The sequence below is a fragment of the Rhodoluna lacicola genome (assembly GCF_000699505.1).
Lineage (GTDB): Bacteria > Actinomycetota > Actinomycetes > Actinomycetales > Microbacteriaceae > Rhodoluna > Rhodoluna lacicola.
The window spans coordinates 341513-357208 of record NZ_CP007490.1; the positions used below are offsets into that span (position 1 = coordinate 341513).

Genomic DNA, 15696 nt, shown 5'->3' on the forward strand with positions numbered 1-15696 from the left:
TTTTTTGGCTTATCTAGTTAGAGCAACAAAAAGTGCAATGAAAATGCCAACAAAAATTGCCGGGGTTAGATACTTCACCACGTGCATCCACGGTGCAGTCTTCACAATGGTCTCTGCCAGAGTTGACTTAGTCTTCAGGCTGCCCAAATCTTTTGCCACGGCCTGGGCTTCGTGAGCTGCGGTGTACTCAGCCAAAGCGCCAAGGATGCCAGAGGCCAGCAAAATACCAATTACCGCCCAAACGGTAACTTGACCCGCATCGCGAACCTGTTCAACAAGTCCGGCGGTGGTGATCAGTAAAAAAGTGGGAGCCAGCTGAGCAATGATGATTTGCTGGCGAGATTTTTGCCAAAGGCGGATTAGTTCGGCCTCATTCATGGTTTACTCCTTTATCGGGCGATATTTAAAGGTTAGGCGAAATACATGGGTGTAGATGCATTTGAGAATGCAACTGACGTTCTTGTAACTCAAAATACCTTGCGGAAAAACAATGCCCTGCAGGAATCGCTGTCCAAGCGTTTCCGCAGATTGCTCTCTGGTGACCCAGACGGGGTTCCGCCGTGGCTAGAGGTTATTGCCGCCGGCGATGATGCCGGTTTCTTTTTGCCCACCGATGCGCCTTGGGTTGTTCATGCGGATTTTGGAACTCTTGTCGGCGGTATTCGTGCCCTGCTGATGCAGGCGCTGCACCCGGGATCGCTAACCGGCGTTAAGAACCATTCACGCTACGAGAGTGATCCGCTTGGCCGATTAGCCGGCACGATTAGATGGCTGACCGTGACAACCTTTGGTTCAAAAACCGCCGTCATGAATGAGGCGTCTCGTGTAAATCGTCTGCACACTCGCGTTACCGGCGAGTACACAACCGGAGCGGGAGAGCGCATTCCTTATAAGGCAGCTGATCAAGACTTGCTGCTCTGGGTGCACATTGCCTTCATGGAATCTTTCCTGGTCGCGCATGAAGAGTTTGCGTGGCGGCCAATTCCAAAAGGTTCTGCGTCAACTGGTGCCGACAATTATGTTTCCCAGTGGAGTGTTTCAGTGGCGCCACTTGGTCTAGAGAAGGTTCCCATGACACGTGCCGAGATGGACCAAACCATCATGGACGTTTACCACGCCGGCTTGCTGATTAGATCTGAAGACACTCTGCAGGTGGTTGAGTTCATTAGAAACCCTCCATTGCCTGGCTTAGCCAAGCCCATCTACAATTTGCTTTTTAATGCCGCGGTGATTTCGTTGAAGCCTCAATTTAGAGAACTGCTTGGTTTGAAGGCCAAACCCCGATGGCTGATTCGCCCACTGACTCGCGGAATTCTTAGGTTTATGCGAACCGCAATTGGCCCCGAAAGCCCAATTGAGGACGGTGCGATTGCTCGGCTGCGTCGCGTCGGAGCGCTCACCTAATAGACGCTAAGCCAACGGCTAGCCTGAAGCCCTTATAAATACAGGGATAACGAATAAGTAAACCTTTTATCACGATGTGATAACCATGCCGTGTTTTTCTAAAACGTGTGAATAAACTGGCACGAGCAAGGAGAATTCTCCCTGTGAAGTGCGAGAGGGGCTCGCGTACGACTCAGAAGGCGAAAGCTTTTTTAGTTGAAATTAATTGGAAGGTTCAATGATGAATTTCATGAAGAAGGGCCGGATCGTTGCAGCAATCGCCGCAACCGTACTGGCATTTACCGCTTGTGCACCTGCTGCCGATTCTGGCGCTGGTGACGACAAGATCACCATCGGTGCAACATTCCCTGTTCTAGACGCATTCCTTCAAAAGGTTGCTGACGGTATTCAGGCTGAAGCAGACGCACAGGGTGCAGAACTTACCCTTGTAGCTGCAGACAACAAGGTTGATGTACAGCTAAGCCAGGTTGAGAACTTCATCGCCCAGGGCGTTGACGCAATTCTTGTGGTTGCGGTAGACACTTCAGCTGCTGGTCCTATGACCGATGCAGCTAAGGCCGCTGGCGTACCAATCGTTTACGTAAACCGTAACCCTGCACAGGCTGGCGTTCCTTACGTAGGTTCAAACTCACTCGTATCTGGTCAGCTTGAAATGGAGCAGCTTGCAAAGCTTGCTAACAACAAGGGTGACGTAGTCATCATGCAGGGTGAGGTTACAAACGAAGCCGCTCTTGACCGCACCAAGGGTTGTGAAGAGAAGGCTGCAGCAGCAGGCATGAAGGTTGTCAAGATCGGAACTGCAAACTGGGACCGCGCTCAGGGCCAGAAGCTAATGGAAAACTGGATTCAGTCAGGCACCAAGTTTGACGTTGTTTGTGCAAACAATGACGAAATGGCTCTAGGTGCAATCCTTGCTCTGAAGGCTGCAGGTAAGAAGCTTGGCGTTGGTGGAGTGCTAGTTGGTGGCGTTGACGCTACTGCAGACGCTCTAGCATCACTTGAGGCTGGCGAACTAGCTACCACCGTGTTCCAGGATGCATCTGGTCAGGGTTCAGGTGGTGTAAAGGCTGCTATCGCACTAATCAACGGCGAGTCAGTTCCTGACTACGTTGACGTTCCTTACCAGTTGGTAACCCTAGACAACATCTCGGATTTCAAGGGTAAGTAATCTAGGTTAGGCATCAGGGTTGGCCGGGCCGGGAAACTGGTCCGGCCAACTTCACTTATCGATACTTATAAAGATGTAAGTATGAAAGAGCAAATTATGAGCAAATTCATCGTAGAGATGAAAGGAATCACAAAACGATTCCCCGGCGTCCTAGCGCTAAATGACGTCAAACTAAATCTTCGTGCCGGAACCGTGCACTCGCTAATGGGGGAAAACGGCGCTGGTAAATCCACTCTCATGAAAATTCTTGCGGGTGTGTACACACTCGACGAGGGTCAAATTCTGATTGATGGTGAGCCTGTTTCCATCACGGACCCAAGATCAGGCCTGGATCACGGTATTGCCATGATTCACCAGGAGCTTTCTTTCATTCCAGAGTTATCAGCCGCCGAAAACATTTACCTTGGCCGTGAACTTCGCGGAAAAGGTGGATTAGTGAGTAAGGCCAGGATGGCTGAAGAATCGCAGAAGGTATTCGACCGATGGGGTATAAAGATCAATGCCAAATCTCAAATGAAAGATCTGAGCGTTGCTCAGGCTCAGATGGTGGAAATCGCCAAGGCAATTGCTTTTGATGCCCGAATCATCATCATGGATGAGCCAACATCTGCCATTACCGAGCGCGAGGTGGCCGCTCTACACAAAATTATTGCTCAACTTCGTGAAGCAGGAACGGCAATTATTTACATCACTCACAAGATGGATGAAGTATTCGCAATTTCTGATGAGATCACAATTTTCCGAGATGGCACTTGGGTAGCGACAGAACTTGCAAAAGACATGAACCGCGACCGGTTGATATCTCTTATGGTTGGTCGAGAACTGACAGCCTTGTTCCCTAAATCTGAGGCCAAAATCGGTGAGGTAATTCTTGAGGTTCAAAACCTGAATCGGGGTCGCCAAGTCAAGGATGTTTCGTTCACAGTAAAGCGTGGTGAAATCCTCGGCTTTGCTGGACTAATGGGTTCTGGTCGAACTGAAGTTCTTGAGACTGTTTTTGGCATCTACCCGGCTGAGTCGGGAACGATCAAGGTTCGTGGAAAAGAAGTAAAGATTCGTGAACCCCACCAAGCTATTTCGGCAGGTATCGGCTTACTTACCGAGGACCGCAAGAAGACCGGCATCATGGGAGTTCTTTCCGTACGCGACAATATGTCCGTCGCAGCCTTGTCCAAGTTCACCGCCGGTGGAATTTTACGCAAGCCACTAATCGACAAACAGTGTGAAGAGCAGCGTCAGGCACTGTCGTTGAAAACTCCATCACTAAATCAGCAGATTCAAAACCTATCGGGTGGTAACCAGCAGAAGGTTCTACTTTCTCGCTGGCTTCTCACTGACCCAGATATTTTGATTATTGATGAACCGACGCGGGGAATTGACGTTGGTGCAAAATCTGAAATTCACCGACTGATGAGCGAACTAGCCAAGCAAGGCAAGGCCATCATTATGGTTTCGTCAGAAATGCCAGAAATTCTGGGTATGAGTGACCGCGTAATCGTGATGTGTGAAGGTCGTTTGGTTGGCGAGGTTGCCCGCAAAGACGCCACTCAAGAAAAAATTATGGAACTAGCAACCCAATTCAGCGACGAAGCCGTTGCTTAGAAAATAGGAAAACAAAAAAATGGCTAAAAAAGTAATCACCGAACCTCCTACCACCACGACTCTGATGACCCTTTCTCAGAAATTCAACTGGCGTGAGTTCTTGCAGAAGTACATGATTGTCGGTGTTTTGATCATGTTCATCACCGTTTTGGCAATCATGACCGATGGAAATTCCATTGAGCCGGTCAACCTTGTAAATGTGATTCGTCAGGTATCGGCTATCGGCATCATCGCCGTTGGAATGACGTTTGTGATCATCACCCTCGGCATCGACCTTTCAGTAGGTTCTATCCTTGGCCTTGCGGCGGTGGTTGCCGCGAGTTTGGCACAGGTACCTACAGGTTCCCTGGTGAAGTTTGAAGGCATTGACCTTCCGGTTATTGTTGGCGTTCTAGCCGGCCTGGCGGTGGGGGCATTGGCGGGATTGATCAATGGTGTGCTAATCGCCAAGTTCCGACTTGCACCGTTCATCGCAACCCTAGGCATGATGTCAATTGCGCGTGGTCTTGCATATATCTACACCGGTGACGGACGACCTTTTTCTGACCTAAAGCCGGAGTACAACTTCATTGGTCAGGGTTACCTCTTTGCAGACCCAAACCAACCGCTGTCAGGTATCCCGGTACCGGTGGTGTTGTTTTTGCTCGTCGCAGGTATAGCTAGCTTTGTTTTGAACTACACCAAGTTTGGTAGATACAACTTTGCTATTGGTGGAAACGAAACTGCCGCCAGGGTCTCAGGTATCCGCATCCCACGCGTCACAATTGTGATTTACACCATCAGCGGTCTGCTTGCCGGACTGGCGGGTGTGCTGTTGTCAGCGCGAATCGGCTCCGGAAACTCAACCCTTGGTACCGGTATTGAACTTGATGCAATTACCGCGGTTATTATCGGTGGCACCAGCTTTAAGGGCGGAATCGGTACCATTTGGGGCACCATCGTTGGAGCGATTCTGATCGGTGTTATCAACAATGGTCTTGACCTACTTAATGTGTCTCCGTTTATGCAGATCGTGGTGAAGGGCTTGATTATCATCATTGCCATCATCATCGATGAACGAAAGAACTCAAAGAAAATCTAATTTATCCGTGGTTGGAGGGTGTAGCCCAGGCAAATTTGCCTGGGCTACACCTTTTACCAAAATCTACTTAGGGCGGTTGTAGGCTAAATGATGGCTCTGGAAGGGGTTCAAAATGGCTAGCCGCAAGGGCTTTCATCCAACTCAAATCGTTGCAGGTGCATTCACCGCAATCATCCTTTTGGGTACCTTTCTACTCTGGCTACCGATTTCAGCAGCGCAGGGCAAAACAACCGGCTTCATGGATGCCCTGTTCACTTCTACCTCTGCCGTTACGGTCACTGGGCTGGGAACTTTAGATACTGAAACGCATTGGTCCATGTTTGGCCACTGGGTCATTGCAGTGCTGATTCAAGTTGGCGGTTTTGGAATCGTGGGATTCGCAAGCTTGGTTGGTTACTTACTTGAAGGCCGAATCTCACTCAAGAACAAAATGACAACCACTTCAGAGGCTTCAGTAGCTGTGGCACCGGATGTTAAATCGCTACTTAAGAACATCGCCAAACTGATGCTTGGTTTTCAATTGCTGCTGCTGATATTTCTGTTCTTTAGATTCCTGACCAAGTACGAATACAGTTGGCAGGACGCACTCGGTCACGGAGTTTTTCATTCAATTGCTTCATTCAATAATGCTGGTTTTGCGCTTTACAGCGATAGTTTGATTGGATTCGCTCGCGATGGCTGGATCATCGTTCCAGTTTTCATCACTGTCTTTTTGGCCAGCCTTGGATTTCCGGTTCTGGTGGAAATTCGCGACCGTTTCAAATTGAAGCTGTACAAGGCCTTTGGTAAACAACCTGACTATTGGATGAGACCACAGTGGTCGCTGAACTCGCGAATAATTCTTTGGTCAAGTTTCGTGCTCTTGGTTGCCGGTGCAATTGGAGTTGGAGTTCTTGAGTGGGACAACCCAAAAACACTTGGGCCACTTGACCCTTTGAGCAAAGTTCTAGACTCAATTTTTGCCTCGGTTATGCCACGCACAGCCGGTTTCAACGCAATGGACATTGGTGCCATGCACCCCAGCACCTGGCTAGGAACTGAGATTCTGATGTTCGTAGGTGGCGCTAGCGCTTCCACCGCCGGAGGAATCAAACTGGGCACCGCGGTTGTTTTGTTTTACGTTATTTACACGGAGATTAGAGGCGAGGCCGCAGTCAACATCGGCAACCGTAGATTACCTCGCTCGATGCAGCGCCAGGCGCTGACAATTGTGTCGCTGACCACTTTTGTGATTATTGGCTCGGTCATGCTGCTTCGACTGACAACCAATTTTGATCTGGACCAAATTCTCTTTGAGGTGGTTTCGGCCACCGGTACCGTGGGGCTTTCTACCGGAATCACAGCCAGTCTTCCCGACCACGCAAAATTCCTACTTTCGTTACTCATGCTTTTTGGTCGCCTTGGTCCAATCGTTGTGGCTACATCATTGGCCATGCGCAGAACTAGGCGCCACTTTGAGTACCCAAAGGAACGTCCACTTATCGGCTAATCGGGCTACTGTTTATTTGTAGCTAGGAAAGGGTGAATACCTTGACGAACAAACCAACTCGCAAGCGCGGTTTCCACGCGGCAAATGTTGCCGTAATCGGATTGGGTCGCTTTGGCTCAGCGCTAGCCCTTGAACTAGTGGGCGGCGGCCATCAGGTCCTTGGTATCGACTCCGATGAAAAGGTTGTCCAGTCACTAGCGGGTAACCTTACCCACGTGGTTTCTGCTGACACCACCGATGAAGAGACCCTCAAGGAGCTGGGCCTGGCTGACATGGACAGCGCAGTGGTTGCCATCGGTGCTGATTTGGAATCAAGCATTCTTACCGCGTCACTGCTTCTGCAATTGGGCATCAAGCAGGTGTGGGCTAAGGCAAACTCAACCGCACACGGAAAGATCTTGCGCCAGCTTGGCGTGCACCACGTCATTTTCCCCGAGTACGAAATGGGCCGCCGCGTGGCTCACCAGGTTTCCGGTGAATCGCTTGACTACGTGCACATTGATGAAGACTTTGTGATGGTTAAGGTCCAATGCCCACCATCTTTTGATGGCCGAGACCTTGCCGATCTAAAAATTAGAAGTACCTACGGAGTCACCGTGGTTGCGTACAGTCACGGAGATTCTAATTACACACCAGCGTTCCCAGAGACAGTTCTTCACGCGGGTGACCACCTGGTGGTCGCGGGCCGCAAGAAGCCACTCGATGAGTTCTGTCAACTGGATTAGAAAGACTCTAATTTTTTAGTTTGCTGGCAACTGGGACCAGTGCCCAAAGAATCGCAGCCATGTCAATAAACTCTTGAGTCACTGCTGCGACGGTTGCGTTCATGATTCCGGTTGCCGCTAAAAGCATTGCTGCAACTGCAAGGCTCATTCCAATTCCGGCTGCCTGAAGGGCACGATTGCGCGCCCCTTGGGAAATCAATACGGCAGTAGCTAGATGCTTTATGGAATCTTCAATTATCACTACGTCCGCTGCCTCACTTGCCGCTGTCGCTCCGCGAGCACCCATGGCCACGCCAACCGTCGCTGCCGCAAGTGCAGGTGCATCGTTGATGCCATCGCCAACGGCAATCACGGTTCCCTTGGTAGCGAGCATTTCGGCATGAACTATTTCAAGCTTGCGCTCGGGAGTGCACTCGGCGAAAACCTGGTCCACGCCCACCTCGGCACCAACCTGGTCGGCGGTTGATTTGCGATCACCAGAAACCATCAAAATTTTGTCGACGCCAAGTTTTCTTAGAGTTAGCAAAGTTCCTTTTGCTTCATCGCGCAGCGGATCATCTAGGCCAATCACAGCTTGAAGTAAACCATCAATTTCAATTCCAACAATCAATGCGTTCTCTAGCGGAGCCCATTTAGGCAGCGACCCCGATATCTGCCCGACGCGCACATGTTGCTCGCCAACTTTTCCCTCCAGGCCAACGCCGTGATTTTCTTTGACATTGGTGGCGAGTGTGAGCGAAAGTTTTCTGCGAGCTGCTTCGGCAAGAATTGACTTTGCTACCACGTGCGGGCTTGACTGCTCGAGCGATGCGGCCAACATAAAAACCTTGGATTGGTCTGCCCCAGGAGCAAAAGCAACGCTTGACACCTCTGGCCCGCCTTGAGTCAGAGTTCCAGTTTTATCTAGCAGCACAGTCTTCGCGCGGGCGAGTTGTTCTAAAGCTGCACCGCCCTTAATGATTGCTCCCTTGGCAGCAGCCTTAGACATTCCAGAAATAATCGCCACTGGCACCGCAAGGATAAGTGGGCAAGGCGTGGCGGCCACGATAACGGCAACTGCGTTGGAATAATCGCCAGTCAAAAGCCAACTTGCCGCCGCTAGTAAAAGGGCAAAGGGTACGAAACGCACCGCCCATTTATTTGCCACGCGAACTCCACTTGCCGTCGATGCCTGTGCCTGCTCAACTAAACGCACCAGAGACGAATAGGTGGAGGTCTCCGAAGTCTTGCTTGTGTTGATTTCAACCGAACCACCGGCATTCACCACGCCAGAAGCCACCTCTTCGCCAGCAACTCGAAATTGCGGGATTGGCTCACCAGTTAGGGCTGACTCATCGAAGGTTCCCTGACCAATCACGAATCCATCTAGTGGGACAACCTCACCCGAGCGCACCATGATTCTGGAGCCAAGGGCAACTTTGCCAATCGGTGCATCAATCACGGATCCGTCTGACTGAACTAGATGCGCTGAGTTGGGCGCACGTTTCAAAAGCGATTCAAGTTGAGTTCTAGCCCTGCCCTCAGCCCAGCGCTCCAAGGCACGGCCGGTGGCAAGCATCACCGAAATCACGCTAGAAGCTATCCATTCCCCGGTCAGGGCGGTCACAAATATTGCAATTAGCGCTAGAACATCGCTGCCAAATTCTCCTAGGCGAATGGCCCTAATTAAGAGAGCCAGCGAAATTACAAAACCCACCGATGCTCCGCACGCGTATGCAATTACCGAACCCAACGAACTTTGGGGCTGCAGCAGGCCGGCACCAAGACTTGCCACAGTTATCAGCAAGAACAGGTAGTCATTTCGCATGGTTTTACTCACCCCATCAGTTTGCCAGTCTTTAGGGTTGGAATTTTGTGGGCCTAGACTTGCGATTATGGGGATACCAAAAATTGAATTTTTAGGCGCGGCTGGCACTGTAACCGGCAGCCGTTTTCTGCTCTCGTGTGATGACACCAAGGTTTTGGTGGATGCCGGAATGTTTCAGGGCCTGAAAGAGCTTCGTCTTAAGAACTGGAACCCGTTTCCGATCGATCCCCAGCAAATAGATGCCGTGATCCTCACGCACGCGCACCTTGACCACTGTGGTTATATCCCAAAGTTGGTCAAAGACGGTTTTGAAGGAAAGATTTACCTCACCGAGTTCACCGGAAAGCTTGCCGAAGTTGTGCTGCTGGATTCAGCGAGAATTCAAACCGAGGACGCAAAGTACGCCGCGAAAAAAGGTTTTTCAAAACATAATCCGCCTAAGGCCCTTTACGAAGAGCCGCACGCGGCCAAAGCCGTGCAGCAGTTTTCAGTACAGCCATTCAGAACCAGAATCCAAGTCGCCGAGCAAACCTTTGTGACTTTTTTCCCATCGGGCCACATTCTTGGTGCTTCTTTTGTTGAGGTTGAATTCTTTGGCAAGCGACTTCTGTTCACCGGTGACATGGGCAGGCAGGAGCACCCGCTGCTGGTAACGCCTGACAAAATTCCATCCGGTCATTTTGACGCGGTAATCACCGAATCCACCTACGGTGATCGAGAGCACGCGCCAACGACCACTGTTTTTGAAACTGCAATAAATGAAACGATTGATCGCGGAGGTTCAGTTCTGATTCCAGCCTTTGCGGTGGATCGAACCGAAGTCATTTTGGTGCAACTAAGGCAGCTGATGGAGACGGGCAAAATTCGCCGAGTTCCGATTTACGCTGACTCACCGATGGCGCTTAAGGCCTTGTCTTTTTATCGCAAGGCAATTGATGAGGACTCCGAGGAAATTCGAGACGAAATTGTTCGCGACTGGGCGGACAAAGATCCTTTTGACCCGGGCACTCTGGTTGAGCTGCTTACGGTCGAAGAGTCCAAGTCAATTAATGAACCGCCGCAGCCCTGCATAATCATCTCTGCCTCTGGAATGGCCACCGGCGGGCGAGTGGTGCATCATCTGCGCAATATGCTTCCAAACCCAAAGCACACCGTGGTACTCGTTGGCTACCAAGCAATCGGCACCAGGGGTCGTCGCCTGATCGAAGGTGAGACTGAGGTTAAGATGCACGGCGAGATGGTTCCAGTGAGGGCGCAGATTGAACAAATTAAATCTTTCTCGGTTCACGCGGATTCTGAAGAACTCATTGCCTGGCTTAAGACTGCCAGTGAGCAGCCCGGTCAAGTTTTGGTGGTGCACGGCGAAGCCGGGGCCGCAGAGACTTTTAGCGATCGCATAAAATCTGAACTCGGCTGGAAGTCCCACGCTCCAATCGACGGCGAGGCAGTCACTTTATAAAGCCTGGAAAGTCTATTTTTAAGTAGATGCCTCTGATTACTCGTTCGCTTTTGGCTACCACTGCCGCTTCGGCATTGGTAATGGCGCTGGCTGCACCTGCAATCGCGGTTGATGCCACCCCGTCACCCAGCCCCACCCAAAGCCCAACCTCACCTTCATCGCCAACTCCGGCACCTTCTTCATCGCCATCGCCCTCCGTTTCATTACCGGTGCTAGTTCCCAATCCGCCAAATTCCTGCAGTGCAGGATCAGCGGTGTCGCAGAGCTCACTTGGCCAGTTCTATGCCTACGTGGTGGATGTCAACACTGGGCGAGTGCTGCTAGACATCCGCGGAAACGAAGCAACGCCGTCGGCATCGGTGTTGAAGGTTTTGAGCGTGGCAGCTGGACTTACTTATTTACCGGCAACTTATACCGCAACGACAAGAGTATTTACCGTGCCATCGCAACCAGGAACAATCGTGCTCAAGGGCGGCGGCGACCACACTTTATCCCAGATGACCAAGGGTAGCTACACAACTTATTCCAAGCCGGCACGACTAGAGACGCTAGCGAACAAGGTGCTGACCAGTTGGAATAGCGATCAACCAATTAGCAAAATAATTTTGGACAGTAGCTTTTTTAAGGGTGCAAGTTATAACCCGCACTGGTTAGCTAGCGACCGAACCAACGGATACATCTCGCACATCACTGCACTTCAGGTAGACAGTGATCGCGCTAATGGTGATCAAACCAGCTACGCCTACAGCGGGTACCGGAGCACAGATCCGGTGCTAAAGACTGGAACGCTTTTCAAGGCGGCCCTAAAGGGATTAGCACCAGGGGCCAAACTAGTAAAGGGAGCCACTCCAAAGGATGCGGTTGAGCTAACGTCGGTAACCAGCCAACCAATTACCACTTGGATGGCTCATGCAACTGGAATCTCGGACAACACCGAAACCGAATTCATTGCTCGTCACGCTGCCAAAGCATTTGGCCTACCCGCTGCCTTCACCTCGGTGGAGCCAATGGTGAAAACAATGCTGTCTAGTCTTGGCATCGACTCCAGTCAATTGGTTATGAAAGATGCCTCTGGCTTGGCGCAGGCCAACCGGGTAACCCCAAAAATGATTACCGAACTAATGCAAAAGGTTGCGCAAGGAAACAGTGCGCTTACACCGCTCGAAAGTTACCTTCCAGTTGCAGGCCTGGGCCCAGGTTCGATGGGTGGCCGCTTCACCGGAGCTAACGCGGTGGCAAGAAAGTTCGTCAAGGGAAAGACCGGTTTCATCCCGGGTCTATACAGTTTGGCCGGAGTGATAAACGCCAAAGACGGCAGCCGCTTGGCTTATTCAATTTTTGCTCGAAGCGCCGGTGGCAAAAAGGTTGGCTGGGCAACTCGCGGGGCTCTAGATACCGTGGCTACTCGTTTTTATTCTTGCGGGGCTGGGCTTTACCTGTAATCGAAGCCCTGGCCTTTAGGGTTCGTCGAGTGGCAATCCAAATAACTGCCAAGACTCCAACGAAGGCGGCACCAATAAAAAGCGCACCGGGTAGAGCATCACGTGATTCTTCGTTTGCCGAAATTACCTTTGGTTCCTCGCCGCTGGTGGCCATTGCGTAAACGCAAGCATCCACTGCATCTGAGGCCGCGTCGTAATCGGTGTTATTGACCACGCTGAAATCAAAAGTTCCATCAACCGGGTGACCGTCTTCTGAAACTGTTCGCCAGGTCACCGTATATTTTCCTGGCTCGTCAATGGCCGCCGCGGTGCTTAGGTTGAAACCCTCGGCTGATGCGCAAAGGGCCGGAATCAAGGCTCCGGCCTCATTTGCCACCACAACTTCGTGACTAATCGAGTCATCGCCAGTTAGCAGCTCCTCGGCGAAGGTCAAAATGATTGGAATTCGCCCCGCCTCAACTGTGGAGCCTTGCTCCGGGCTGGTTTTTAGCTCATCGCTGTGGGCCAACGCCGGGCTTGAAACACCGATGATGGCTGTGAGAGATAGGCTTAAGGCTGCTATGGAGTTGAGGATTCGCTTCATTTTTTCAGTCTAGTTCTTACCAATATGGAAAGTGTGTGTCCCCGGTGAACCAAGGTTTTACTTACTTCAAAGAAGTTGGCAAGGGAGCGCTTATCGGTTTGGGTATTTTGGCCCTAATTATTGGTGGATTTAGCGTCGGTGGCCTTGGTTCAGCTAATAACGCTCAGGCGCCACAGGTTTCGGCTTCGGTCGACGCATCGGCATCGCCGAGCCCATCATCATCTAGTGCCCGCAGTTGCTCGGTGGCTGAGCTGGCCGCCGACCCACGACTGGCAAAGCTCTCAGGCGTGGTGATCAATTCAGCAACCGATGAGGTCCTCTTCGATCGCAACGCAAATGTGCCCGCCTCTACCGCATCGGTGATGAAGACTCTGACTGCGGCCGCCGCGATACTCACCCTGGGGCCAAATTATCGAGTTGAAACTAGGGTCTATCAGGACGCGACTGACCCGGGAACAATTATCTTGGTCGGCGGTGGTGACCCAACCCTTTCGAAAACCGCAGCCGGAAAGCAGTCGGTTTACGTCGATGCACCAAAGCTGTCAACTTTGGCGCTGAATGTAAATAAGAAGCTTGCGGCAACGCCAATCACAAAAATCATCGTCGACGCCACCTTGTTCAGCGGTCCTACCTGGGAACCTTCTTGGGAGAAGTCAGAGTTGACTGAAGGCTACATGTCAGAGGTCACCGCACTGCAGGTTGATGGTGACCGTGCAAATCCTGCTGCTGAAACTTCACGCCGGTCAACCTCGTCGGTGATGAATGCCGGCAACGCATTCAAGAAAGCACTTGGCGCAAACGCTGCCGGAGCCACTGTGGTTGCCGCGGCAATGCCAAGCGACGCGTCGCAGATTGCCAGCGTTTCAAGTCAACCAATCAGTAAGTGGATCACGCACATGTTGCAGGTCTCTGACAACACACAGGCCGAGGCTTTGGCAAGGCTTGTGGCACTTGATCAGGGTCTTAGCGGGTCATTCGCTTCAATAGACGCGGCTATCAAAAAAGCAGTTGCTCCACTGGGATTAAATCTTTCGGGAATGTCAATTCGCGATGGCTCAGGACTAAGTGATTACAACGCGGTTTCACCAACCGTTTTCGCGAAGCTAATGCAGTTGGTAAATAAACCTGGTTCAGGAATTGATTTGATACGACAAGGTCTTCCTGTTTCGGCAGAGTCGGGCAGCCTGGCTGATCGATTCAAGGGAGATAACATTGACGCAGCAGGTCACGTCTTTGCAAAGACCGGCTGGATCAAAAAGGGTTACACCTTGGCTGGAATCATCAACGCTAAGGACTCAACCACTTTGACCTTTGCCGTTTATGCCTTGGGCGATGTTAAGGCCGATGCTAAACAGGCAATCGATAACCTAGTCACCGGTTTCTACCGATGTGGTGACCAGCTTTCAAACCAGTAACAACAAGTAGCAACGAACAAAGGAAAAGCAATGGCGCTTACTGAAAAAGACCTTCTAGCTAAGGTCCCAACCGGCTTATACATCAACGGTAAGTGGGTGAGCGGGCACGGTGAAAAGCAAATCACCGTTGAAGACCCCGCCACAGGTAAGCCTCTGCTTGAAATCGCTAACGCAACTGCTGAAGACGCTCTTGCTGCGCTAACCGCTGCAGACGAGGCACAGGCCAAGTGGGCCAGAACCCCTTCGCGCGAGCGAGCAGAGATTCTGCGACGCACTTTTGATTTGGTGCGTGATCGTGCAGAGGAATTTGCCATGCTCATCTCTCTTGAGATGGGAAAACCACTTGCCGAAGCTCGCGGCGAGGTTACCTATGGAAATGAATTCTTGCGCTGGTTCAGCGAAGAGGCCGTCCGGATTACCGGTCGATACAACTCAAACCCAGAGGGCACCGGAAAAATCCTGATTGCCAAGCGTCCAGTTGGACCGGCATTCGCCATCACACCTTGGAACTTTCCGCTGGCAATGGCCACCAGAAAGATTGGCCCGGCGCTAGCTGCTGGTTGCACAATCGTGGTCAAACCGGCCGAGCTAACCCCGCTAACGACACTTATGCTGGTCAAGACTTTCGAAGAGGCTGGAGTTCCCGCCGGTGTGATCAACGTGATTACCACCTCAACTTCTTCGGCAACATCGGGTCCACTAATTGCCGATCACCGGTTACGTAAAATCACCTTCACCGGTTCAACTTTCGTTGGGCGCAAGTTGATTCAGCAGGCGTCAGAGCGTGTGTTGCGCACCTCAATGGAACTTGGTGGAAACGCACCATTCTTGGTATTCGAAGATGCAGATGTAGATGCTGCGGTGTCTGGAGCAATGCTTGCCAAGATGCGAAACATAGGTCAGGCCTGCACGGCTGCCAACCGATTCATCGTGCACGACTCAATTGCTGAAGAATTCGGCACTAAGTTTGCGGCCAAGATGGGTGAACTGAATCTTGGTCGAGGTATTGCCGATGGAACCACCTGTGGTCCGGTAATCAACCAGGCTGCTCAAGACAACATGGAGCGACTAGTTGCGGCAACGGTTAGCGAGGGTGGTGACGTGCTGGTTGGTGGAGAATCACTCGCGGGTGATGGTTACTTCTTCAAGCCAACCGTGCTTGATAACGTCTCGGCGGATTCCACGATCTGGAAAGAAGAAATCTTTGGGCCAATCGCTCCAATCGTTCGCTTCAAGAGTGAGGAAGAGGCCGTGCGTTTGGCCAATGACACCGAATACGGCTTGGTTTCTTACGCCTACACCAGCGACGCCAAGCGCCAGCTGCGTTTGATTGAAAGCCTGGACACCGGCATGACCGGAATCAACTCAGGATTGGTATCTAACGCAGCAGCGCCATTTGGAGGCACCAAAGCTTCAGGAATGGGCCGCGAAGGTGGACTTGAGGGCATTGACGAATACCTTGAGGTCAAGTACGCCTTCATTCCGGATCCGTTTGCCTAGAGGCGAGTTCGCCTAACTAGG

The 15696-nt window shown here is 51.4% G+C and carries 14 protein-coding genes; 10 read left to right on the plus strand and 4 right to left on the minus strand.

Annotated elements, in window-relative coordinates; all coding sequences use genetic code 11:
• Nucleotides 1-9 precede the first annotated feature (9 nt).
• Nucleotides 10-378, minus strand: a complete 369-nt coding sequence (locus RHOLA_RS01650; protein WP_038501942.1) for a hypothetical protein — start codon at nt 376-378, stop codon at nt 10-12.
• Nucleotides 379-423: 45 nt separating this feature from the next.
• Here RHOLA_RS01650 and RHOLA_RS01655 point away from each other — a divergent pair, with 45 nt between their 5' ends.
• From RHOLA_RS01655 to RHOLA_RS01680, 6 genes are all read left to right on the plus strand, one after another.
• Nucleotides 424-1404, plus strand: coding sequence for an oxygenase MpaB family protein (locus RHOLA_RS01655; RefSeq protein ID WP_051636176.1), 981 nt, complete (start codon nt 424-426; stop codon nt 1402-1404).
• A 229-nt stretch (nt 1405-1633) separates the two neighbouring features.
• Nucleotides 1634-2572, plus strand: coding sequence for a substrate-binding domain-containing protein (locus RHOLA_RS01660; RefSeq protein WP_038503682.1), 939 nt, complete (start codon nt 1634-1636; stop codon nt 2570-2572).
• 96 nt (nt 2573-2668) lie between these two features.
• On the plus strand, nt 2669-4174 hold the full coding sequence (locus RHOLA_RS01665; protein ID WP_038503683.1) for a sugar ABC transporter ATP-binding protein: 1506 nt from the start codon (nt 2669-2671) through the stop codon (nt 4172-4174).
• Between the two features lie 19 nt (nt 4175-4193).
• Complete coding sequence (locus RHOLA_RS01670; protein WP_084321335.1) at nt 4194-5255, plus strand: ABC transporter permease; 1062 nt, start codon at nt 4194-4196, stop codon at nt 5253-5255.
• Between the two features lie 112 nt (nt 5256-5367).
• Nucleotides 5368-6744 carry a TrkH family potassium uptake protein gene (locus RHOLA_RS01675; protein ID WP_038501943.1) on the plus strand — a complete coding sequence of 459 codons (1377 nt, stop codon included), beginning with the start codon at nt 5368-5370 and terminating at the stop codon, nt 6742-6744.
• Between the two features lie 32 nt (nt 6745-6776).
• The gene (locus RHOLA_RS01680; RefSeq protein WP_420834832.1) at nt 6777-7469 is read left to right on the plus strand and encodes a potassium channel family protein; all 693 of its coding nucleotides are present in this window, start codon (nt 6777-6779) and stop codon (nt 7467-7469) included.
• 7 nt (nt 7470-7476) lie between these two features.
• On the opposite strand, the gene RHOLA_RS01685 is transcribed toward RHOLA_RS01680, so the two are convergent.
• Complete coding sequence (locus tag RHOLA_RS01685; protein WP_144239015.1) at nt 7477-9288, minus strand: heavy metal translocating P-type ATPase; 1812 nt, start codon at nt 9286-9288, stop codon at nt 7477-7479.
• A gap of 55 nt (nt 9289-9343) precedes the next feature.
• Here RHOLA_RS01685 and RHOLA_RS01690 point away from each other — a divergent pair, with 55 nt between their 5' ends.
• Nucleotides 9344-10735, plus strand: coding sequence for an MBL fold metallo-hydrolase RNA specificity domain-containing protein (locus RHOLA_RS01690; protein ID WP_038501945.1), 1392 nt, complete (start codon nt 9344-9346; stop codon nt 10733-10735).
• On the opposite strand, the gene RHOLA_RS07375 is transcribed toward RHOLA_RS01690, so the two are convergent.
• Complete coding sequence (locus RHOLA_RS07375; protein ID WP_038501948.1) at nt 10725-10958, minus strand: hypothetical protein; 234 nt, start codon at nt 10956-10958, stop codon at nt 10725-10727. The two genes, RHOLA_RS01690 and RHOLA_RS07375, sit on opposite strands and share 11 nt — an antisense overlap.
• A 31-nt stretch (nt 10959-10989) precedes the next feature.
• On the opposite strand from RHOLA_RS07375, the gene dacB reads away from it, so the two are divergent.
• Nucleotides 10990-12177 (plus strand): D-alanyl-D-alanine carboxypeptidase/D-alanyl-D-alanine endopeptidase, encoded by a 1188-nt coding sequence (gene dacB / locus RHOLA_RS01700; RefSeq protein ID WP_038501949.1) that lies wholly within the window; start codon nt 10990-10992, stop codon nt 12175-12177.
• Here the strand turns inward: dacB and RHOLA_RS01705 are convergent.
• Nucleotides 12137-12760: a copper resistance CopC family protein gene (locus RHOLA_RS01705; protein WP_038501951.1), complete on the minus strand. Its 624-nt coding sequence runs from the start codon at nt 12758-12760 to the stop codon at nt 12137-12139. The genes dacB and RHOLA_RS01705 overlap by 41 nt on opposite strands.
• 44 nt (nt 12761-12804) lie before the next feature.
• Here RHOLA_RS01705 and RHOLA_RS01710 point away from each other — a divergent pair, with 44 nt between their 5' ends.
• Both RHOLA_RS01710 and RHOLA_RS01715 read left to right on the plus strand, forming a co-directional pair.
• A complete protein-coding gene (locus RHOLA_RS01710) occupies nt 12805-14175 on the plus strand; it encodes a D-alanyl-D-alanine carboxypeptidase/D-alanyl-D-alanine-endopeptidase (RefSeq protein ID WP_051636179.1) in 1371 nt (456 codons plus the stop codon).
• Between the two features lie 30 nt (nt 14176-14205).
• Nucleotides 14206-15675 carry an NAD-dependent succinate-semialdehyde dehydrogenase gene (locus RHOLA_RS01715; RefSeq protein WP_038501952.1) on the plus strand — a complete coding sequence of 490 codons (1470 nt, stop codon included), beginning with the start codon at nt 14206-14208 and terminating at the stop codon, nt 15673-15675.
• The last annotated feature ends 21 nt before the right edge of the window (nt 15676-15696 follow it).